The organism is Streptomyces viridosporus T7A (assembly GCF_008704515.1).
Lineage (GTDB): Bacteria > Actinomycetota > Actinomycetes > Streptomycetales > Streptomycetaceae > Streptomyces > Streptomyces viridosporus.
Window position 1 is genome coordinate 2,671,513 of the sequence record NZ_CP023700.1, and the last position, 22,318, is coordinate 2,693,830.

Genomic DNA, 22,318 nt, shown 5'->3' on the forward strand with positions numbered 1-22,318 from the left:
GCGGCTCCGTTCCCAGCAGTTCGGCGGTGGTCCGAGAAGGTGTAAAGAAAACACCGGGCCGAGTCGAAAGTCTCATCATGGACGTACTACGAAGCGCACGGGTTCGGAGAACACCCGTGCTGCTCCCTCCAGATCCGCCAGTCGTCTCGCCAGCGTCGATTCCGCGAGCCGCGGCGGCAACGCGTCCACAAACTTCAGTCCTTTGACCGCACGCTCATCCACCTCAGGTAGACACAGATTGCCTGGTGCGGTGGCTGACATGTGTTTCCATACGTCGGAGCTGACGTCATCACGCAGGCGGACCCAGCAGTCGTTGACTTGCTGAGCGGGTACGGCGACCTCGCCGAGCGTGGACGCGAGCGTGGCGTTCGCCCGGTGGCCGGCCCACGTCCACCACTTCACGTACCCGCCCGGGCTACGGATGATCACAGTGCCGCCGGGGTGCACCTCCTCCAGGAAGTGCTCTCGTGCCTGGGCCAAATACTTCTCTGCGCGTGGTGTGATATCCACCGGCGGGTTCACACCGAGAAGAACTTCTCGTACCGCCCGTGTCAGCTCGAAGGAGACACCGAAGTTGGATCCTGCTCCGCTCCACTTCGCTCTGCCTCCGCTGTCGACGGGCTCGACAAAGCATCGTTTGCGCTTCCAGTCGATGTACGTGACCTGCCAGCTTCGACCGGCAAGGAGCAGCCTCCGAGGTCCGTTGATCTTTTCCGTGAGGAGACTCGGGTCCGTCTTGCCGATTTCTCTACGGCCTTGCAGGACGGTGAACTGAGGCGGAGAGGTGAAGACCGCCGTCAGGTTCATGAAGTGCCGGTGACCGAAGCGTCGTTCGGCCTCCGGACCGATGGACAGCAGTCCGCCGTCCTGGTCCAAATACCCGTTGTCGACCAGGTACCGGACGATCGGCTCGGCCGATCGGTCGAAGGGGCCGAGATTGTTCCACCGTTCCTGCCACAGTTCGTCGCCGACCTGGGGTTCCTGCAGGCACAGCGCCAGTAGCTGTTGAGCCACGATGTGCCGTGGCTCCGGTGGAGCGACCACAGGCTCCACCCACCCGCGCGACCACTGGAGGAGCAGGGCTGCCGCTCCCAGCAGGCCGCTTTCGTCCAGTGCCAGAAACAGGCAGTTACGCAAGCTCCCGGGCCGGCGGCCGGTTCGGCCGAGCCTTTGCAAGAAGGACGCGACAGTGGTCGGCGCATCGATCTGGATCACCCGGTCCAGGTCACCGACGTCGATGCCGAGTTCCAGCGTGCTGGTGGAGACGATGACGCAGTCCCTCGCCTCAGCGAAGGCCTGCTCGGCTCTTCGGCGTTCATCGACGGAGAGGGAGGCGTGGGACAGAAACGTGGTCACACCTTTGGCGCGCAGCTTCTCACCCAGCTCCTCGACGAGCCTGCGGGATTCACAGAAGACGAGTCTCTTCTCTCCGCGGTGCAGTGCGGCGATCACGGTGGCGGCGTTGTCCACCGAGCCGACGTAGTCGAGCTGGATGTCCACGAGCGATGCGGAAGAGCTCACTGCCGTCCCGGGCTTCGGGGCGGAAAGATGCGGTGCCACGACCGTCGACGGCTGTTTTCCCGCTCCCGATCCCTGCAGCCACAGCAGCAGTTCGTCCGGGTTGCCGACCGTGGCGGACAGCCCGACCCGTTGGACGGGCCGTCCGACGACGTGCTGGAGCCGCTCCAGGACGGCCAGGAGGTGCCAGCCCCGGTCGTCCCCGGCGAAGGCGTGGACCTCGTCGACCACCACGGCGCGCAGCCCCGAGAAGAAGGACATGTGGTCGACGTTGGCGCTCACCAGCATCGCCTCCAGCGACTCCGGCGTGGTGAGCAGGACGTCGGGGCGCGCGGCGAGGATGCGCTTGCGGACGCCCGCCGTGACGTCCCCGTGCCACAGGGCCGCCGTGCGTCCCAGCCAGGACGTGTAGGTCTCCAGCCTGGGCAGCAGGTTGTTCAGGAGCGCCTTGAGCGGACACACGTACAGGACGGACGTCCCGGACCACCTGCCCTGCACCATCTTGGACAGCAGGGGGAAGGCGGCGGCCTCGGTCTTGCCGCCCGCGGTGGGTGCCAGCAGGATCGCGTCGTCGCCCGCGATCAGCGGTGCAATGGCCTCCTCCTGCAGCGGGCGCAGCCCGGACCACCCGAGGGTGTTGACGATGTGGTGGACGAGCGCCGGTTCCAGGTCGTCGATGCCGCTCACGGCATCTCCAGGTCGACGTCCTCGGCGCGTGCGACGGCCGCGTTGCGTTCCACCTCGGTCAGCTCGCCGTCGGAGAGGGTGAGCGCATAGTGCTTACGGGGGTCGAAGTCGTCGAACTCGTCGACCCGGTCGAGCACGTCGGCGACGAGCTTGCGCAGGAAGACGCGGGGTGCGACACCGACCTTGCCGCCGAGCCCGCCGGTGACGGCCGTCGCGAGTTCCATGAGGTAGGCGTCGTCCACCCGCTGCTCCACTCGCTGCGGATGCCGCGCCGCCCCCGCGTACAGGTCGCGCACGTGCCTGCCCAGCTCGCCGAGACGCGGCAGGTCGAAGCCGGGCAGCCGCAGCTGCACCGCGCGCGGGGAGTCGAAGCGCGGATCCGTGGAGAAGTCGGTGGCCAGGCGCTGGGCGAGCGGGGGAAGCCGCTGCACGCCCTGCTGCCCGTCGAAGAACGCCGGGGTGCCGGTGATGACGAGGAACAGTCCGGGGAAGCGTCCGGCGTCGATCTCGTCGAGCAGTTGCCGCAGCGCGTTGAGCCCCTTCTCGCGCACGTCGCCGCGCACCCGCTGGAGCGTCTCGATCTCGTCGAGCACGACCAGCAGGCCGGGGTGGCCGCAGTCCCGGAGCACGGTGAGCAGTCCCTGGAGGAAGCCGAGCGCGGCGAAGTGGTCCAGGTCGCCGCGGACGCCGGCGGCCCGCCGGGCCGAGGCGGCGACGGACTTCTGCCCTCCGAGCCAGGCGACCAGGGCTTCCGCGGTCACGGCGTCGCCGGCCGTGACCGCGCGCCGGTAACCGCGCAGGGCGGCGGCGAACGCGGGGGTGGTGCGGGCGACGTCCGCGAGCCGGCGCTCCATCAGCACGTCGACGGCGTCCGAGAGCGCCGCCTCGTCCTCCTCTTCGATCTCCCCGCCGTCGAGCACCTCCTCCTCCAGCGTGTAGAACCACGAGTCGACGACCGCGCGCAGCGCACTGGGACGGTGGGTCGCCGTGGACAGCCGCTCGGTGAGCCTGCGGTACACCGTCTCCAGCCGGTGCAGCGGCGTCTCCGTCTCGGAGATCTGCACCTCGGCGGTGGCAAGCCCGGCGCGTTTGGCCCGCTCGGCGAGCCAGCGCGCGAAGAACGTCTTGCCGGACCCGTACTCGCCCCGGACGGCGTGGAAGGCGGCGCCGCCCCGCGCCACCGTGGACAGGTCCTCGTCGAGGGCCCCGGTGAACCGGTCGAGGCCCACCGCGAACAGGTCCAGGCCGGAGTGGGGCACGGTGCCCCGGCGCAGCGCGTCGACGACCTCGCGGCGCCGGACGGCGCTCACCTCGGGTGCGGAGCTCACTTGCTCTCCTCGGGGAAGAACTGGTCCCGCAGCAGCTTCACGTCGAGGCGCACGGTGTGCCCGGCGTCGATGAATCCGAGCACGGGGTATCCCTCGACGTTCAGCAGCCGCTGCAGGGTCGCGATGAAGCCGTCGATGTTGCGGCGGACCCGGCCCGTCGCGGAGACGGCCGCGGCGAGCGCCGCCGGTGACATCGTCTCGCCGGCGTCGGCGAGCGCGTCGACGACGGCGGCGACCACCTTCGCCTCGGGCGCCTTGCGGACGTACTCCTTCTGGGCCTCGTACACCTCACTGGTCACGACGCGGGCACCGAGCGAGGCGGGGGCCGCGGGTGCGGCCTTCCCGTCCTCGGCGGGTGGGGCGACGTCGGTCTCGGCGAAGAGTCCCTCGCCCTCCGGCGCCGGCCGGCGGCTGCCGGTACGCGCCTTGCCGGCGGGTTTCCGCTGTTCCTGCGTCGCGTCCGCGGCCGGGGCGGTGACGGGCTCGGGGTGCTGTGCCTGCCACCACGCCGGGACGGCCCGCTCGCGGGGCAGGGCCTCCCATCCCTTGGGCATCAGTGCCTTGTCGGGGAGGAGGACGAGCACCGGCACCGTCACCTCCGCCAGGGACGCCCCGCCGTGGTAGCCGGCCCTGCGGCCGGTGTAGCGGATGTCCTCCCGCCAGGGGGCGACGATGGTCCCTTCGCCTTCCGCCACCCGTGGACCGGTCAGCAGCACTTCCCCTTCGCCCGCCGCACCGGTGCGCCACCTGGCCGCGGTCGGTCCGGTTCCCGCGGCGGCGGACGCCGCGCCGGTGCCGCGTTCCAGTACGTGGCCGTGGTCCGCGACGAGCACGACCGGGCGCCCGTACCCCTTGGCGGTGGCGAGGAGTTCCCGCAGATAGGTGATGTCGTCGAGGCTCCAGCGGGTGCGCTGCCCCTGCTGGCCCTTGTCCAGCGCGTCGTCGATGGTGTTCAGCACGACGCCGACCACCGCGTCCGTGGCGAGTGCTGCCATGACCTCCTCGGAGAGGTACCGTCCGGCGTCCCCTCCGATCCCCGCCTTGTGGAAGAGGACGGCCTCCTTGCGGTGCGCCTTCCAGAAGGCCGTGAAGCCGGTGGTCTCCGCGACCTGACCGCCCCGGGTGGCCGAACCGGTGAGCAGTGAGGCGCGGCTGACCTCGGTGACCGAGGGCAGCATCGACACGGCCGCCTGCCGCATCGGCGGCTGTCCCTCGGCGGGCGTGGGCACGGCCTCGGTCCATCCCTCGCGCTCCGCCTCCTCGCCGAGCTGGACGGCGACGGCGCTACTCATGCCGTCCAGGACGAGGAGGAGGGGTGCCGCGCCCGTGGCGGCGACCGGCCGGACCGCTTCGGCCAGCACGTTCTCGACGAGCAGGCACCCGCCGGGGAACGGGGCCGTGGCGTGTTCGGCCCATGCGGCCAGCCGCCCGGCGAACTCCTCGTCCAGCCGCTCCCTGCGAGCCTTCACCGCTTCGTACAGGGCGCGGAAGTCGCCGGCGGCGACCGGGTCGCCGCCGGGGTCTCCGGCCCAGAGCACGGCGGTCGCCCGGTCCGCCCAGCCCCAGTCCGCCAGGTGCGAGCGGACGCCGGCCGCGACCGAGCGGACCTCGGGCCGCGGAAGGGCGAGCCAGCGTGCCGCACGCACGGCCATGGACGCCGCCAGGTGGCGGTCCGCGTGGAGCCTGACCAGCGTGTGCTCGTTCAGTTCGTCGAGTGCGGCCCGGGCCGCCGCCGGGTCCTGCCGTGCCGCGGCGGCGGTCACCCGGCGCAGCTGGGCGGTGAAGCTCGACGGCAGGAAACGGTTGGCGGTGAGGCTCCGCGTCAGGCCCGCGTCCGCGGCCAGCTGGTCGGCGCGGTCGAGGACCGCGAAGACGCGCCGGCGTGCGTGGGCGTTGCCGTGGGCCTCACCGATCCAGCGGACGAGGGTTCCCTCGACCGCTTCGGTGAAGACGCGCAGTTCGCTGCGGCGCGGCATGACCTGCCCGAACAGCCCGCCGACGGCGAGCACCGTGTCCGGGTCGGCGGCCGGGTCGCGCAGGACGGCGCCCAGGAGTCCCAGGGCCATCGCGTCGTGTCCGCGGCCGGCTTCCACCAGCGACAGGAGGACGGGCACTGCGGGGCCGGCGGTCTCGCCGAGCCACTTCTTGAGCTCGGCGCGTTCGGTGTCGTTCAGTTCGGCGAAGCGCATCGGTCCGGCGGGCGTGCGGGACCAGGCGAGCAGGGTGTCCGCGTCGACGGCGACGTCCTGGGCGGGTGTGGCGTCGCCGTCGCCGTCCCCGCCGAGCCCCAGTCGGGCCACCACGAGCGCACGCACCGCCGCGTCCCGGGTCAGGACGCCGGCGCAGCGTTCCCACCCCTGTCCGGGCTCGGCCTCGAGCAGGGCTTCCAGCAGCCACGCCTCCTCGCGTGCGTGCATGCGCGGGTCGAGACTCGACGCGCCGAAGCGCTGCATGACGATCTCGGCGTTGTCCACGGTGAGGGTGCGCCGCCTGACCGCGTGTCCGCGCAGGTCCCAGCCCAGCTGGTCGTCGCCGAGGCCGGTGGTCACCACCAGGACGTCGCCGTCGGCCGCCTTGTCCTGGTGCCGGGCCCACTCGCCGAGGATGCCGAGGACGGAGGACTGGTGGCTCACCCGCACCCGCCGGGTCTCCTCCCCCAGCGTGGTGGTGAACTCCGCCGGGGCGCCCGCCGTGTACCGGCCGTGCACCAGGACGAGCCGTCGGTCCTTCAGGCCCTTGGCGTAGGAGGAGAGCAGCGCTTCCACCGTGCGCCGGCCCACGGGGGGCAGCGTGGCGGCCATCAGCGCCCGTACTCCTCGGCGTCGACGGGCACGGGCCGCCAGGAGACCTGGACCCGGGTGCCGGGGTGGGCCTCCAGGTAGGCCTTGATCTCGTCCTGGACGTCGGCGAGTGCGGCGGAGAGGCTCGCTTCGAGCCGCGTCGGCTCCACCACGTGGGCGGCGCGAGGGTTCACCGGGCGGGCCGTGCCGCCGGAGTCGTCCTCCCCGGCCGGCGTCGGCACCGCGGTGGGTCCGGAGGAGGAGACCGCCGGCTGCCCGTGCCGGGTGAGGCTGACGTCCTCGGCGGTCGGCTGCGGCTGCGGTTCCGGCACCGGCTGGGCGATCTGCGCCAGGCGCGCCACCTCGTTGACGAGGGCCAAGGCCTGTTCCTGCAGCCGGCCGAGCACGGGAACGAGCGAGCGGGCCTGTTCGTGGTCGTGCGCGGTGTCGCGGACCAGCTCCACCAGATGTGCCGCCCGCTCGCCCACACCGTCGTCGCGCTGCGCGAAGGCGGCGACACTCGCCAGCAGCTTCCAGTTGGTGTCGTCGAGTGCGCGCAGCACCTCGGGGGCCTGCTTGATCGCGGTTCCGATCTCCTGGTCGGTCACGTCATAGGAGGCGGCGGCCAGTTCCCGCACGAGCGCGGTGGAGTCGGCCGGGCGCACCAGCCGGGCCAGGAGGTCGGCGGCCGCGTCGGTGGACTTCATGCGCGGGGAGTCGGCCCCGTGCGGTCCGCTCAGGCCGAGGGCTTCGGCGTGCCTGCGCAGCGAGCTGCGCATGCCGTCCACGGCCTCGCGGTAGGTGCTTGCCTCCTTCAGGACCCCGTCGGCGAGCTTGGCCACGTTCCGTGCGAAGAGCACCGGCGGCACGGGCACGCCGAAGATCCGCCCGGCCCGCTCGCGTGCGGTCGCGAACTCCTCCTCGCTCGGCAGCCGCACGGCCCGCAGGCCGTAGCCGGGACCGATCCGTTCGAGCTCGGGGGGCTGCGGGACTGGGGAGGTCTGGTAGACCCAGGTGCGGTCGTCCAGCAGGGCGTACGTCGCGATGATCAGGTTGCTGACGTTCTTGTCGAGGCCGGTGTAGCCGAGTTCGCCGATCCAGGTCCGGATGTCCTCGACGGACAGGTCGGACCCGGCCTTGGCGTCGGCGGCCTTCTGGTTGATGCGCAGCCGCCAGTCGCCGGTGAGGTTGAGGGGGCCGTCGTGGACCTCCCCGAGGCCCAGGGCGTGCACGATCCTCTTGACGACGGGCAGCTGGTGCTTGTCGACGACGACCCGGCGGGACCCGTCCTCCATCGCGCGCCCGATCCACTCCAGGGCGGTCCTCAGCTCGCGCGGGGTGACGGCTTTGCGCGTCAGCCCGGGGTCGAAGTCGGGGTGCTTCGGGTGCAGCACGCCGAACAGCTCGTCCGCGAGGGTGAGCAGGTTCTGCTCGAAACCGGCGCCCGCCTCCGGACGGGTGCGGGAGTACCCGGACTTGAGGCACCACAGGTGCTGCTGCTCGGGCACGTCCGCGCCCAGGTTGGCCGCCTCCGGCTTGGCGATGCCGTACAACTGCTGCAGCACGGCGGTGAGCTGCGAGGTCAGGTTGTCGCTCTGCGCCTTGAGCTGGTGGCGGATCTGGACGCGCTCGTCGGCGGAGCGGGTGGCGGTCGCCTCGTCCAGCCGGTCGCGCTCCAGCAGGTAGTTGATCTTCAGCAGCCGGCCGAGCTGGGTCAGCTTCTGCTCGGAGAAGAAGTGGGGCAGCCACACGATCGTCGGGGCGTCCCTGCCGGCCCGCCGCAGGGCCTCGACGCGCTGCACGTCGTCCATCGGCGAGCGGCCCGGCTCGTCGAAGGGGTAGTCCATGACGAAGCGGATGTTGCCGTCGGTCTGCGGCTGGAACTGCTCGTCCGGCAGGTGGGGGTCGCGCACGTTGCCGAAGACGAACTCGGCGGTCCGCCTGGTGCCCCGCCACACGATCTCGCGCTCGCACACGAACGCCTGGGTGTCCTTGATGCCCAGCTCGGCCCACAGCCGGTCCTTGACCCACTGGCGCCTGAGGCCGGGCTGGTCGGCGCTTCCCTGCACCTCTTCGAGCAGCGGCTCGACGTCCACGTCGGACAGGTGCAGGTGGAAGACGGGGTCGCCGGTGCCGTCGCCCTCGCTGCGCAGCTCGCCGAACTCGGCGGCCTGGAGCTCCTTCAGGGCCTTCGCAGCGTGCGATCCGGCCGATCCGATGCGGGTCCTGATGGTGCCGTGGTTGAGCGCCGCCAGCCGCCCGCCCGTCAGGCGCGTCAGGGCGGGCACGTTGGGCGCGAGGGCGGCGAGCAGCAGCGTCTTGATGAGCAGGTCGTCGCGCCGGTAGTGCGGGTGGTCGGCGGATCCGTACTTCTGCAGCAGGTGGGCCCTGACCCGGGAGTGGAACCGCTCCGCGATCTCCGACTCCTTGCGGAGCTTGGCGGTGAACGCCTCGCCCCTGCCCTCGGAGATGACGTCCCACAGGTCGCCTATGGGGATCAGGTCGCCCATCCTCAGGTCGTCGCGCCGCCGCTTCAGCAGCTCCTGCACCAGCTTCAGACCGGTCCGCTCCCGCTGCAGCGCGCCCGCCAGGTCGACCAGCACGTTGAGCAGCGCGGGCGAGAGCGGGTACAGCGTGCGGAAGGATTCCCAGTCGGCGTCGGTGCGCCCGTGCGCGTCGAGCAGGACCTGGCGCACCTCGTCCTTCGACGACTCGACGATCCTGAAGGCCTCGTCCCGGGCCTGCTCCATCCCCGGCTTGGGCGCGAGCACGCGGTGCTTGATGATCTCGACGAGGTTGCTGTCCTCGAGGTCGACGACGTCCAGGCGCCCTGCGAGGTACGTGATCTGCTGCTCGAGGTTCTGCACGTCGGCGCCGGCCACGTCCGAGCCGATGAGCTGGGACAGGTCGCGCTGCCGGGAGATGAACGACACGATCGGCACCGGCCGGTCGCTGTCCCCGGACTCGATCAGCTTCACCAGCCGCTGCACCTGGTCGCGGACGAAGTCCTGCTCGCCCATGTGCGCCTGCAGCCACAGGATCAGCTCGTCGAGGAAGAGCACGATGCCGTCGTAGCCGAGCGACTTGGCGTGCCGGGAGATCACGGACAGTCCGTTCTCCAGCGGCAGGAACGCGTCCTTGTCACCGCGGGCGCCCTCCGCGTAGGAGGCCATCGGCCCGGACAGCAGGGCGGACACGAGCGCGTCGCGGTAGGGGTCGCCGGCGGGGGCGGCGAAGGCGCGGTCGAGGTCGGCGGAGGTCCAGCTGCCGCGGTCCGGGACGTCCCCGGCGTCGAGGATGTCGAGGTCGTCCTCCTCGTCCTCGTGCGTGCCGGTCACGGCGCCGCCGGGGGCCACGGCGAGGGCGCCCTCCCCCAGCCACTGCACGAACTTGGCGTCGTCGGCGAGGAACGCGCGCTGCCGCTGCGCGTCCGCCAGCACGGCGTCGGCCCGGTAGACGGCGGGCGTCGGCCTGTCCGGGTGCCGGGTGCGCACGGCCTGCACGTATCCGCCGAGCAGCGCGGAGTCGAGGTCCGTCGCCCCGACGAGGTGGTACGGCACCATCATGAACCGCCGGTCGCGCAGCCAGTCGTCGTGCTCGGCGATGACCTCCTGCAGGCGCGGCTTGGCGCGGGCGGCCGGGTTGTTGTTCAGGACGGCGTGCAGCACAGTCAGGAAGTGGCTCTTACCGGCGCCGAAGGAACCGTGCAGGTAGGCGGCGTGCGAGTTGCCCGACCGGACGGCCGTCCCGACGAGCCCGAGCGCCTTGCGGAACGCCCCCTGGAGCTGGTCGGTGACCACGTACTCGGCGACCCGGGCGTCGGTCTCCGTGAACCCGCCGGAGAGTTCGATCTTGAAGTCGCCGGCATGGACGTCTTCCTTGATGTCGATGACATCCCGCAGGAAGAGCTCGCTGGTGGGCATTCGGCTCTCGTTCCCTCTCTCGACGGGCACCCGGATCACACGGCGTCGCGCGCGACCTCCCATCTTGCCAGTCTTGGCCTGCCTTGCGCCCGGGCCAGGGGCAACTTCCGTGATCTTGCGGTCACCTTGCGCGACGGCCTCGGACCCGCCTGTGATTCAACTCGTCCGGACGGTCAACCGGGCGGGGCGTTAATGATCTTGCGGTGGGACCTGCCCCACCGGGACTTCACGCTCACCCGCGAACGGGTCCGACCCGCTCACACCGGGAGCAATTCATGACCTTTCGCCCCGAATACCTCACCGAGAGGAGGCCATCGACCAAAAAGATCTAGAATCGCTCGCTTCCCTGCAGGCTGTCCAACTCGTCGTCCTCGCCCTGACTCCTGAGCTCCCTGAAGAGCCTCCTCAGCTTTTCCGCATCGTCCTTACGGCCACGGCCGATCCAGCCCATCAGCTCATCCACCTCCTGAGGCGTGCGCCTGCGGGCGATGGCCGTCAGGAGAACGTGTACGCGCCATCTCTGCTTGTAGAAAAGCAGTACGAGGTCCACGAGATCGAAGAAGGGGAGGTTCTCCACCGCCAGATCGATCAGCCACTCGGCCATCTCGTGCAGACTTGCCATGCGCAGTTGCGCGATGAGGTCGACGACGCTCATGACATCGGTCATCTGGACGAAGGACTTCAGGAAGCCCTCGACGTCGTCGTCCGCCTGGCGATAACACAGACGGGTGGCGATGTCCCTGGCAGACCGGTGAGCGAAGTGCTCGAACCGCAAGGCCAGAGCCACGGAGCCGAGAGCTGGGGTGATGTCCGGCCTGGCACCGATGTCCCGGCGTCCCGTGGGGGCGGGCTCGGCGGCGCCGGGCGGGCGCACGTCCCCCGTCATGGCGTGCCACAGCAGCAAGAACCGCTCCCGCTCCTCGCCCGGGTCGGGGCGGGGGTGAACCATGTCGATCAGCGCCATGACCAGAGCAATGACGACGTCGCGGCTGGCGCTCTCGGCTCCCCCGACGAGGAGTTGGCGCACCCGCTCGTGGCTGACGGTCGTGGGAGCGTCGTCGTTTTCCTTCACGCGCTCGCTGATCTTGCGCAAGCTGGGTCGTCCGGCGGAGACGTAGAGCCGATGGAGCTCCACGGTGAGGTCCCTCAACGGGCCCGGCGGAAGGTCCTCCTCGGAGGGGGGATTGATCATCGGCCTCGCCATGGGCCCTCCTGTGTCAACCAGTGTCAACTGTGCTGGTCAATCGTGCCGGTTGGCGTGCAGGCGTGTAAACGGATGTCAGCGTTTGTCCCCCTCGGCGCGGTGGTCTCCAAGCATGGAGGACGAGGGCGAGCGGCCGCCCCACGAGGATCCAGGAGGCCACGGAGATGGTGTTCAAGCACGCTGGAGCGAGTTCATGCGGCGGGGGAGATGCGGGTACTGGGCGCGAGGGCGACCGGTCCGAGGCGACCGGCTCGGCACCCCCTTCGGCAGCCGTGCCGACGGAGCCCGCGTCCGGATCTCGCCTATTCGTCCGTCTGCGCCGAGTCACCGAATCGCTGACGAAGCGCTTTGCGCTCGGGGTCGCCTACGGGGCCGGCACCGGTGTGGGCGGCTTCGCTATCGGCTGTGCGATCGTCTGGGCCCAATCCCGATAGGAACCAACGGGCACCGGGGGCGTATCCCCTATGGACGCGCCCCGCACCTGTCCGCACCTCCTCGGACCTGACCACCGGTCGCGGCGAGCACCCTTGCAGTACCGGCGGGCACGTCCGCCCGGTCGCCGTCCGCCCTCATATGCGTGCCTCGTCAGGCGGCCGGGCGGACGGCTTCCGGAGTCGGTTGGGGCTCGTCGTTCGCGACGGCTGCGAGCGGGGTCGAGGGCTCCGCGAAGGAGTCCAGCACGGTCACGCCGAAGCGGCGCGCGACGGGCACGGCGGCCATGGCCAGCGCGATGACGATCGGTCCGGTGAACTCGGCTGCGGCCCCGGTGACGCCGAGTCCGACGGCGATGGCCACGAGGGCGCACAGGAAGAGCAACGGCACGAGTACGCGGGCCTTCGGGGAAGGCACCGCGGTCGTGTCGGGGACGGTCTCCGGCACACCGGCGAGCCGGTCGGCGTCCACCACGCGGAAGTCCACGACGTCGGCGCGCGGGCGACTGCTGTACGTGAGGACACTGCAGACGAGCAGCCACAGGTCACGCTCGTGAGTCGCCCGCTCCTCGCCGGTGGCGCTGCCGTGGACGAGTGCGGTGCGGTGGCGCAGGGCGCGGACGACGGCCGCGGTGCTCTGCGCCATGGCCAGGCGGCTCCCCGGTACGGCGCCGGCGGACTCCCGATGAGCACGACGTACCAGGGCCGTGCACAGCTGCTCGACCATCCGGCTCTGCCAGACCGCCGGCGTCGAACTGGCGGAAGGCTGGCCGGCACGGGTGGTGAAGCTCTCCAGGACGCCCACGGCCGTCGCGGTGACCGTGCCCGACGAGTCGGCGTTGCGGACGGCCCGGATGTCGATGCAGCACAGCAAGACCGACACGAGAACGAAGCCGAGGTAGACACCGAGGGCCCACAGCTGTCCGGTGCGCCAGGTCAAGGGCGTGACGACGACGGCGAGCGCGACGCAGGCGAGCATGCCGGGCGCGGAGAGAAAGATCCGGCTGAGCTGCGCCCAGGTGGCGTGCGCGTGCACCTGGTCCACGAGCGGTTTGCTCGTCAGCACCTCGAACTCCGCGGAAGGTCCCAGTCGTTCGGCCAGGTGGTCCTTGAGGGCGCCGAGGCGGTTCTCTGCCCTGCGCCGCCCGAGTCGTTTCAGCAGTGGCACACGGCCGAGGCGGCGCCCTGGCACGCGGGTGCCGCTCACCCAGGGGAAGTAGTAGGCGACGAGCGTGCCCGGTGTCACGAGGAACCAGAAGTAGAAGACGAACCACAGGAAAGTCTGTCGCGTGCCCATGGGAGCAGAGTGGCAGGAGGCACCGACACGACTCAGCGAGGGGCACCCGGGGTGTGGGAGCACGCGATGTGATCGATCTCCGCCCAGACCCTCTTGCCGGGGCCCGGCTCGGTGTCGACGCCCCAGCGGGAGGCCAGGGCCTCGACCAGGAGGAGACCGCGGCCGGTCTCCTCGTCGAGGGCCGGAGAAGGCGGGGGTTGGGGGAGGGATTCCCCACGGGCGTCGGCGACCTCGATGCGGAGCGTGTCCGGGTTGTGTGTGAGGCGCAGGGCGATGTCCCGTCCGGGCACACGGCCGTGGAGTACGGCGTTGGCGGCGAGCTCGGCGACGATCAGGGCGGCGGTCTCGGAGAGGCCGGAGCCGTACGGGACTCCCCAGTCGTCGAGTTGGTGGACGGCGAGCCGGCGGGCGAGCCGGGCGCCGCGACGGGTGGCGCTGAGACGCTGACTGAACACACGTACGGTGACCGGTGCTTGGGGGTGGGGCGCTGTCATGGAGGCCAGCGTTCCGGTGGGGCGGGCGGTCCGGCCAGGCACGACGCTGGTACAGCCGCGTTGTACTGGTTCACTCGCTGGACAGGGTGCGTCACACTCCGTGACCATGGGTGAGTTGGACGCGGGGTGCGGAACGAGAGGTGGCCGGGCGTGGTGGACGTCGAGGACGCGGGGGCCGGGGCTGTTGGCAGTGAACCAGAGGTGTCGGACGGGCTCAAGACCTTCGGGGCCGTACACAAGGCGCTGCGGGAGGAGGCCGGCTTCACGCAGGAGGCGTACGCGGAGGTCGTCGGCTACTCGGTCCACGCCATCGCCAAGCTGGAGCAGGGCAGGCGGTTCCCGCAGCCACGGTTCATCGAACGGGCCGGGGAGGTGCTGGAGGCGCCACGGGTGCTGCGGGCGGCGGCGCGAAACCTGGCAAGGAAGCAGGGCTTGGCGTCGTGGTTCCAGCAGTGGGCGGGGATCGAGGAGGAGGCGATCTCGCTCTACGCGTATGAGTGCAGGGCGATTCCGGGGTTGTTGCAGCCGGAGGCGTACATCAGGGCGATCTTCGAGAGGCGGTTGCCGCCGCTGACGGAGGAGCAGATCGAGCGGCAGGTTGAGGCGCGGCTGGAGAGGCAGCGGTTGCTGACGGAGAGGCCGAACACAGCTTTCAGCTTCGTCGTTGAGCAGGCACTCGTCGAAAGAGGGGTAGGCGGTACTCAGGTCACCCAGAGCGTGATTGACCACCTGCTGCAGACCGGGCGGCTGCGTAACGTCGAGATCCAAATCATGCCGCTCCGGCAAGCGGATCACGTCGGCGTCGACGGGCAGATGTACTTGGCGGAGACCCCTGATCACCAGTGGATCGGATACACCGAAGGGCAGCAGTCGAGTGTCCTGATCACTCAGCTCGAAGATGTGAGCGCGATGCTCCAGCGTTATGGCAAGCTGCGTCAGCAGGCTCTCGGCCGGGAAGCCAGCATGAGCCTGCTGGAGCAGATGCGAGGAGCATTATGAGCAGTACAGAACTGGACTGGTTCAAGAGCAGCTACAGCGGAAGTTCCGGAGACAACTGCATCGAGGTCGCCGTGGACGAGTCCATCCACGTGCGCGACTCGAAGCAGCGGGAGAGCGGGCAGCTCGCCCTCTCCCCCGCAGCTTGGGCAACGTTCATCGCCCACGCAGCCAGCGCCCAGGTCTGAGATCAATCAACCTCAGTGGGCCAGGACTCACAGGTCTTGGCCCACCAAGGCGCCTCTGGGCTACTCGGCGTCGAGTGCGGTCTCCTCTGGCGCCGTCGTCGGCTTCTTCGAAGCTGCTGCCTTCCGCCCCCGTGTCTTCTTCACAGGCCGCCATGCCTTCAGATCCGCAGCACTGAGCTGGTGCTTGGCCATCTGCTCTTCAAGGTAGGTCTCACAGTCCTCGGCCGGCACGCCCTCCCACTCGGCGTCGTACTCACCGTGCCACTGCTTGACCCACGGCATGATCTCTTGAAGCCCAGCCACGAAGGGGAGGATCCGCTCAGTACCCCAGCCACCCTGCGTGGTCCGGCCCTCAATGAGGTTGACCAGTGCCTGAGCCTGCTCTTTGTGATTCCAACCGGCCCACCCAAGAAGCAGAGTGGAGTCACCATCAGGACTGGCCTCAGGGTATGAAATGAACCGTTCCTTGGATACGTCCAACTTGCCGCGGTTAGACCAGTAGGAACCCTTAAGGAAGTCGGCCGATGTGTACTTGGGCGGCGCAGCAATGCCGAGTCGCTGCCCGACACGGTCCTCCTCCCGCTGTAGCTCCCACACCTCCTCCCACTGATCCCGCTTACGCAAACCAGAATCCTTGAATCGCATGACGGCAAGGTAGGGCACATGCTCATCGGCAACCACATCAGCCAGCACCTGAGCAAGAGGAAGGTCAGGCTTCCCTAGGTGATCAGCAGCGTAAAGGGCTGCAACCGACATGACGTCGGAGTCTGAATTCAGGACATCAGCAAGCTGATTCACAGTAAGTGTACGTGGCTGATTAATCCCGTCCCGAAGGCTGAACCAGAGCGCGTGATCCTCGCACCGGTCGAGAAGCCAGTTACGAAAAGCTCGCTTCTCTTTATCCGACCATAGTTCAGTAGACCATCGCCGCTTATACTCAGGTTTTTCGATAAGCCTGACATCTTTGCGGCTTTCGATAATGGAGATGCGACCCTTCACGATGTTCCGGTACCAATCAGGCCAGCGATCAGGAACTTCGGTTACAGGGGCCGACTTATGCCGTTCAAACCAAGCGGTCTTAACCTCGCCCCGCGCTACCCTCCGCGCAAGCACGATCTCGAAAGCTCGTTCCCCAAGGCGCACTTCAGGCACGCCATCTATGTCGCTCGCCTGAACGGTAGTCCGAGCTACCTCACTGTCAGACAGGAGTCCATACATGCCGTACACCTGCCAGTCCAGTTCTTCTTGCAAGGCGATCATACGTTGACGGGTGCACACGAACTCGGCTTTCAGATCGTCGAGGGCGCCGCGCGTGGGAGTACCGGCGCCACATAGGACCGCAGGGTCCGCTTTTACCAAATTCCGGGAAAGACCGTCAAGCAAACGACTCACTTCAAGCGGGAACTGGTCAGGGAGGGGCAATTCCTCAAGTCGAGTCGCATTGAAAGCATATCGCGCTTCCCAAAGTTCATCCTGCACCCCCCGACCAATCCCACTCCCCCCCTTAACGTGACAGTTCTGCTTCATCCAGAATGAAGCAGCAGACGAGTTAAGGATGCCGAGCAGTGAAAGATATTCCTCTTCCGACGCCTCTCGCGGCAGCTTGATAACCGGTGCAGTTTGTTTGAATACTTTCTCGCCACGATCAAGCACAAAGTTATTATGAGTAGAAACCTCAGCATAGGAGATACCAAGTGGAATCTGAAACCTTTCGGGATGCCACCTGCTCCATTCGAACCAAGTAAGCCCGATTTCTTCATGGGTCCCACCAGGCTCCCGCCGCTCTCGTAGCAAACTACGTTGGCGCCACAAGATGCGCATAGAAGCTAGATCTGAAAGATCTGCACTCAGATTTTCATTATAAGGAAAAATGGCCTCGACACCTGGAGTGAGTACCCAGTCCCGAACCACCGTGCCTTCTACGATAGGCACAATACGCGAGGGCTTCACTCCCGCCCTTTTCCAGGTGCCCACTGGGGCGAAGTAGGCGTCGTCCGCCCCCGTGTGAGCCGTGCGGCCAATAAGCTTGACCCTGTCGCCGAGCGACACGCTACATTGCCGCATGAGGCGCGCAGCCACCTCCGAAACGCCGCCGCCACTTAGTGACCACGGTGCCGTCGCAAATCCATGGCGACTTAGATCATCGACGGAAATCCACTCCGACTCACTCCCCGGTTTCCCAACCTGTGCAACAATGGCGCGCCACACAAATCCATCTGCCGCTGCCAGTGGTTGAGAAGGCTCACCCCGGACGCCAAGCACGGCCCGGACTTTCCGGTTATCGCTCGGCACACGGTTTCGCCCAATCAGAATCACGGTCGGAGTACCGTGCCCAGGAATGTAAGCACCGCCCGTGTCAATGACGTGCGACAGCTCCACTCTCTCACGGAAGTATCGCTCGATAAGGCTCCTACCAAACTCCCTCTTCATGAACGAGTTCGCAGTAATCTGCCCAACGAATCCACCACCACCGACAGCGCCACCTGATCCTCTCACCGCCAGTTCGAACAACCTCTGGGCAAAAGGAACCGACAATGCATACTGGCCAACGCACGCATCGTAAGCTGCCTTGTAGTTCTTCTTCTCCTGGTCGTCCTTGACGGTGATATACGGGGGATTTCCCACTACCACGTGATAAGAACCCCGCCCCAGCAAATCCACCCGCCGGGCGAACTCCCAGACATCCTCCGTGCCATAGGCGAACGCCTCCCCAGAGCCGTCCCCCTCCCCCTCCATCGAGAACAGGTCCAGCTCCCCCTGGATGCCCGCCGCCCCCCGCCCATGCAGCAGCGAGTCCCCCACCGCCACGTTGATGGGAAACACCGGCGCCTCGGCCAGCGTCCGCGCCCCCGCCTCCTTCATCGCCGCGACCAGCAGCCGGAACCGGGCGACGCTCACCGCGAACGGGTTCTTGTCGCACCCGTGGACGGACTCCAGTGCCCGCCGTACCACCGTCCAGTCGTCCGCGGCCGGCGTGGCGGCCCGCCACTTCTCGACCAGGCGCCGGAAGATGCCCAGCAGGAAGTGTCCGGAGCCGCACGCGGGGTCGATGGTCCGCAGCCCGCGCCGTTCCTCGCCGTCCGGGCCGACCCACACCGGGTCGAGCCCGAACTCCTCCTCGCTCACGGCGGGTTCGAGCGTCAGGTCGAGGATGAACTCCTCGACGAACTCCGGCGTCTGCAGCAGCGCGTACGTCTTCCGCGCGTGCTCGCTCAGGTCCTGGTACAGGTCGCCCAGGAACCGCGTGTCCCACTCCGGGTCGGTGAAGTCGTGGCGGATCCGCCCGTCCGCGCCCCACCGCCGCCAGAAGCCCAGCAGCTCGGTCGCGGCCTCGTAGCTCGGGGTCAGCCCCCACAGCGGGTTGTGCGCCTCGTCGAACAGCCCGGCCGCCGTCTCGTTGGCCGCCGCCACATGACGGAACGCGGCGATCAGCCAGTCCCGGTTGTTGAGGTGCGGGTGCTCCCGGAAGAACGCCTCGTGCCGCTCCTCCGCCTCCACCAGCCGCTCGCCGGGCCCCGCGATGAAGGGCTCCTCGATCAGCCCGTTGTCCTCGCAGAACCGCACGAAGACACAGGCCAGCACCCACGCCGCCGCGGCCTGCGTGACCCGCTCGTCACGCCAGGCGCCGTAAGTTCCCCGCGCCCTTCGCGACGCCTCGACGGCCTGGTCGTACTCCGCCCGCAGCCGGACGCGGAACTCCTCCACGGACTCGCTGCGCTCCCGCAGGTCGTCCTCGAGCGCGACCACCTGCCGCTTCAGGTCCTTCAGCAGCGCTTCCTTGTTCAACCCGGAACCGGACTCCGACCCCGCGCCCTCAACCGCATCCGTGACCGTCACTTCTCGCATCCCTCTGACCGCATCGCGTCGTCTTCCGCGTGACCGGGGTCCATCCCCCGAGGTCCTCGACCGGAAACCTCCCCCCATCCTGCCAGCCCTGCCGCCCGCACCACCCGGAACGGGCGACCGCACCCGCCGACGGGTGACGGCCCCGCGCGCGCCGGAAACCGCGCAAACCACTCCCGTGCCGCAAAAGCGTGAAGTTAAAGTGATCGCGTGACGGCTCCGAAGACTCCCGCCATACCGCCTCCGCCGGACTTCTGGGCAGCGGGCCAGAACCACTACCACGCGGCGAAGCTCGCCGCCGACAGGCGGTTACCCGTCTCCGCCGACCACCTCGCCGGCCTGGCCGCCGAGTGCGCGATCAAGGCGATCCTGCTGGCCTGCCTCGGCTCGCAGCTCAACCCCAAGAACAAGCCGTTCCACCCGGCCCTCAAGCAGCCGCCGCAGCAGCAGCCGCAGGCGGGCCAGAAGGCCAAGCAGCAGCACTGGAGCGAGTACGAGCACGGCCACCTGCCCGATCTGTGGGCGCAGCTCGCCGAGGTCGTCAAGCTGAGCGCGGGCCGGCAGGTCGGGCCGATGTTCCAGCAGATGCTGCTGCAGAACCCGTTCCACAGCTGGCACGTCGCGGCGCGGTACTGCAACGGCACGTCGATATCGACCGCCGACCTGCAACGGCATCTCAGGGCCGCCTACGACCTCATCGCCGCCTTCGAATACGCACGCCAGACGGGAAACGGCACGCTCCGATGAATCCGACCCCCCGCTTCGACACGACCTGGGAGGCGGCGCTCGGCCAGGCCGACACGGCCGCCGCCACCCTGGGTCGGGACGTCGTCCTCGTCCGCGACCTGCTGGGCCGGGCCTCCCTCCTCGTCGACGACCGCGACGAGCCACTGGACCCGGACGCACCGGAACTGGTCAAGCTGCGCGAGGAGTTCCCGGACGTCACCCACCCCTTCACCGGCGCCGAGCCCGTCCAGACCGCCTCCTCCCTCTTCGCCCCCGAGATGTTCTTCGACTCCGCCGAGGTCATCGTGCGCCGGGAGCGCGAGCCGGGCGGCGCCGGGCAGGTCGCCGTGCTGGAGCGGACCGTCGTCGGCGCCGACTGGTCCCGCGACACCGAGCCCGACGACGTGACGTCCGCCGACCGGCGCGAGCGGCGCATCGCGCTCTACGGGTTCAAGGGCGGCGTGGGCCGCTCCACCGCCACCGCGATACTCGCCCGCCACCTCGCGAGCCGCGGCCACTGCGTCCTCGTCGTCGACCTGGACCTTGAATCGCCGGGCGTCTCGTCCCTGCTGGAGGACCCGGCCGGCCTGCCCGCCCACGGCATCGTCGACCACCTCGTCGAGGCCGCCGTCGGCAACGAGGCCAGCCTTGACCTCGTCACCCGCAGCAGCGTCCTGCCCGGCATCGAGGGCAACGGCGAGGTGTGGCTCGCACCGGCCAGCGGCAAGCCGCGCGAGGGGGAGCCGTACGACTACCTCGCCAAGCTCAACCGCATCTACAGCGACCTGCCCGCCACCGAGCCGGGCGGCCGGCCACGCCCCTTCTGCGCGCGGCTGGAGGACACGATCACGGCGTGCGAGGACCTGGTGGCCGAGCGGTCCCGGCGGCCGGACGTCGTGCTGCTGGACAGCCGGGCCGGGATCCACGACATCGCCGCGATCACCCTGACCCAGCTCAGCGGGCTCGCCCTGCTCTTCGCGGTCAACAACCCCTCCACCTGGGAGGGCTACCGGATGATGTTCCGGCAGTGGGCGCAGCGACCGGACCGGGCGAGCGAACTGCGCGGCCGGCTCCGCATCGTGGCCGCCATGTTCCACTCGGCGGGCGACGCCAAGCGGCTCGGCGCCCTGCGCGACCAGGCGTACGAGACGTTCTCCGCGCTCCTCTACGACGACGTGGAACCGGACGCCGTGGACGACCTGCTCGACCCGGACGCCCCACCGGTCTTCCACCCGGCACCGCTGGACAGCGACGCCCCGCACGCCCCGATCCCCATCCTCTTCGGCAACGACCTGGTCGGCCTGGACCCCTACCGCGGCCGCGACTGGCTCGAAATGCCCTTCATCGAGGCCGCCTACGCCCGGTTCCTCACCGCACTCGACCGGCTGGTCCCCAAGCCCCGCACGGGAGCGTCATGACGCACGAACCCACCCCCGACGAGTACCGCACGCTCCTGCTGCAGGCGCCGGGCAGCGCCTTCGACGCCGACACCGAACAGCCCGACCTGCTGCGGATGTTCACCCCGTCCAGCCACCGGCGGGCCCTGGACCCGGACGTGACCGTGGTGCTGGGCGCGCGCGGCACCGGCAAGACGTACTGGACGAAGGCCCTGGCGAGCGAGGAGCTGCGCAGGGTCGCCGCGGACTCCTACATGATCCCGCGCCTGCGCGGCCTGACCGTCGCCACGGGGCACGGCCGGGGCGGCGGCGCCGACGCCGCGTACCCGGGCCGGCGGGTCATCCGCAAGCTGGTCCAGCGGGCGCCGGAGGGCGAGGGGTTCCGGGAGTTCTGCGAGAACTTCTGGTGCGCGGTGATCCTGACCGCGCTCAGGGACCCGGCCACGCTGCGGCACACCGACTGGCAGGAGCGCATCGACTGGGTGGCCGACCACCCCGAGGCCTACGACAGCGCCCTGGCGGCCAAGGACGACGAGGCCCGCCGCGACGGCCGCCCCCAGTTGCTGATCTTCGACGCGCTGGAGCACCTGCACCAGGACCGTTCGGTCATCGACAAGATGGTGTCGGCGCTGTTCGCGGCGGCGCTGGACCTCCGGCTGGGCTACAGCAGTCTCCGGGCGAAGATCTTCGTCCGCCCCGACATGTACGACAGCGCCCCGAAGGACTTCGCCGACGCCTCCAAGCTCGGCGCCAACCGCGCCGAACTCACCTGGACCACCGAGAACCTGTACGGCATGCTCTTCCACCGGCTCGGCAACCAGCCGGGGCCGGAGGCCGAGAAGTTCCGGGCCCGGACCGGGCAGTGGCACTCCCAGGGCGACGGCCGCTACACCGCGCCCGTCGACGTCATCGCCGACCCGGACCGGCAGGAGCAGGTCTTCGGCGCCATGGCGGGCCCGTACATGGGCGCCAACCACCGCAAGGGCTACACGTACACCTGGCTGCCCAACCACCTCCAGGACGGCAACGGGCAGATCAGTCCCCGCACCATGCTCCGCGCGGTGTCGAAGGCCGCGGAGGTGACGCGGGACCGGCACCCGGGACACGAGTACGCGCTCCACCACGACGCAATCCGGCAGGCCGTGCTGGACGCCTCCCAGATCCGGGTGGACGAGATCAAGGAGGACATCCGCTGGGCGGCCACCGCCGTGGAGAAGCTGAGCGACCTCCAGGTGCCGATGGAGCAGTCGGTCGTCATCCACATCTGGTCCACCGCCTCCCTCGCCTCCGAGCTGCGCAAGCTGCTGGAGGACAGCGAGAACGGCAGCGGACCGGCGAAGGTGGACGACTACTTCAGCCTGATCGAGGAGCTGACGAAGGTGGGCGTCATGACCAGGCGCGCCAGCGGCGCCGTGGACCTGCCCGACGTCTACCGGCTGGCCTTCAACATCGGCCGCAAGGGCGGCGTCTCCCGGCCCAAGCGAACCGCCGGGTGAGCGATCGGCG

The 22,318-nt window shown here is 69.2% G+C and carries 13 protein-coding genes; 5 read left to right on the forward strand and 8 right to left on the reverse strand.

Annotated features, from left to right (window positions below; all coding sequences use genetic code 11):
- Positions 1–75: 75 nt before the first annotated feature.
- The 7 genes from CP969_RS12530 to CP969_RS12560 all read right to left on the reverse strand — a co-directional run bounded on the left by CP969_RS12530 (position 76) and on the right by CP969_RS12560 (position 13,662).
- Entirely contained in the window at positions 76–2,205 is a 2,130-nt protein-coding gene (locus tag CP969_RS12530) for a DEAD/DEAH box helicase (protein WP_016826544.1), read from the reverse strand.
- Complete coding sequence (gene brxD, locus CP969_RS12535) at positions 2,202–3,533, reverse strand: BREX system ATP-binding protein BrxD (protein WP_016826543.1); 1,332 nt, start codon at positions 3,531–3,533, stop codon at positions 2,202–2,204. The genes CP969_RS12530 and brxD overlap by 4 nt, the downstream gene beginning before the upstream one ends.
- On the reverse strand, positions 3,530–6,334 hold the full coding sequence (gene pglZ / locus CP969_RS12540; protein WP_016826542.1) for a BREX-2 system phosphatase PglZ: 2,805 nt from the start codon (positions 6,332–6,334) through the stop codon (positions 3,530–3,532). The genes brxD and pglZ overlap by 4 nt, the downstream gene beginning before the upstream one ends.
- Positions 6,334–10,236 carry a BREX-2 system ATPase PglY family protein gene (locus CP969_RS12545; RefSeq protein ID WP_016826541.1) on the reverse strand — a complete coding sequence of 1,301 codons (3,903 nt, stop codon included), beginning with the start codon at positions 10,234–10,236 and terminating at the stop codon, positions 6,334–6,336. The genes pglZ and CP969_RS12545 overlap by 1 nt, the downstream gene beginning before the upstream one ends.
- A gap of 328 nt (positions 10,237–10,564) precedes the next feature.
- A complete protein-coding gene (locus tag CP969_RS12550; protein WP_016826540.1) occupies positions 10,565–11,440 on the reverse strand; it encodes a hypothetical protein in 876 nt (291 codons plus the stop codon).
- 585 nt (positions 11,441–12,025) lie between these two features.
- Positions 12,026–13,168, reverse strand: coding sequence for a hypothetical protein (locus CP969_RS12555; protein ID WP_016826539.1), 1,143 nt, complete (start codon positions 13,166–13,168; stop codon positions 12,026–12,028).
- 32 nt (positions 13,169–13,200) lie between these two features.
- Positions 13,201–13,662 (reverse strand): ATP-binding protein, encoded by a 462-nt coding sequence (locus CP969_RS12560; protein WP_051044427.1) that lies wholly within the window; start codon positions 13,660–13,662, stop codon positions 13,201–13,203.
- A 150-nt stretch (positions 13,663–13,812) separates the two neighbouring features.
- Here CP969_RS12560 and CP969_RS12565 point away from each other — a divergent pair, with 150 nt between their 5' ends.
- Together CP969_RS12565 and CP969_RS12570 are read left to right on the forward strand one after the other, a co-directional pair.
- Positions 13,813–14,661, forward strand: coding sequence for a helix-turn-helix domain-containing protein (locus tag CP969_RS12565; RefSeq protein WP_016826537.1), 849 nt, complete (start codon positions 13,813–13,815; stop codon positions 14,659–14,661).
- Positions 14,658–14,846, forward strand: a complete 189-nt coding sequence (locus tag CP969_RS12570) for a DUF397 domain-containing protein (RefSeq protein WP_016826536.1) — start codon at positions 14,658–14,660, stop codon at positions 14,844–14,846. The genes CP969_RS12565 and CP969_RS12570 overlap by 4 nt, the downstream gene beginning before the upstream one ends.
- Before the next feature lie 60 nt (positions 14,847–14,906).
- Here CP969_RS12570 and pglX read toward each other — a convergent pair whose 3' ends face one another.
- The gene (pglX, locus tag CP969_RS12575) at positions 14,907–18,683 is read right to left on the reverse strand and encodes a BREX-2 system adenine-specific DNA-methyltransferase PglX (protein WP_016826520.1); all 3,777 of its coding nucleotides are present in this window, start codon (positions 18,681–18,683) and stop codon (positions 14,907–14,909) included.
- A 216-nt stretch (positions 18,684–18,899) separates the two neighbouring features.
- Between pglX and CP969_RS12580 the strand changes: the two genes are divergently transcribed.
- The 3 genes from CP969_RS12580 to CP969_RS12590 are packed head-to-tail and all read left to right on the forward strand — an operon-like array spanning position 18,900 to position 22,308.
- On the forward strand, positions 18,900–19,436 hold the full coding sequence (locus CP969_RS12580; protein WP_016826519.1) for a hypothetical protein: 537 nt from the start codon (positions 18,900–18,902) through the stop codon (positions 19,434–19,436).
- Positions 19,433–20,833: a KGGVGR-motif variant AAA ATPase gene (locus tag CP969_RS12585; protein WP_016826518.1), complete on the forward strand. Its 1,401-nt coding sequence runs from the start codon at positions 19,433–19,435 to the stop codon at positions 20,831–20,833. The genes CP969_RS12580 and CP969_RS12585 overlap by 4 nt, the downstream gene beginning before the upstream one ends.
- Positions 20,830–22,308, forward strand: coding sequence for an ATP-binding protein (locus CP969_RS12590; RefSeq protein WP_016826517.1), 1,479 nt, complete (start codon positions 20,830–20,832; stop codon positions 22,306–22,308). Before CP969_RS12585 ends, CP969_RS12590 begins: the two co-directional genes overlap by 4 nt.
- Positions 22,309–22,318 lie beyond the last annotated feature (10 nt).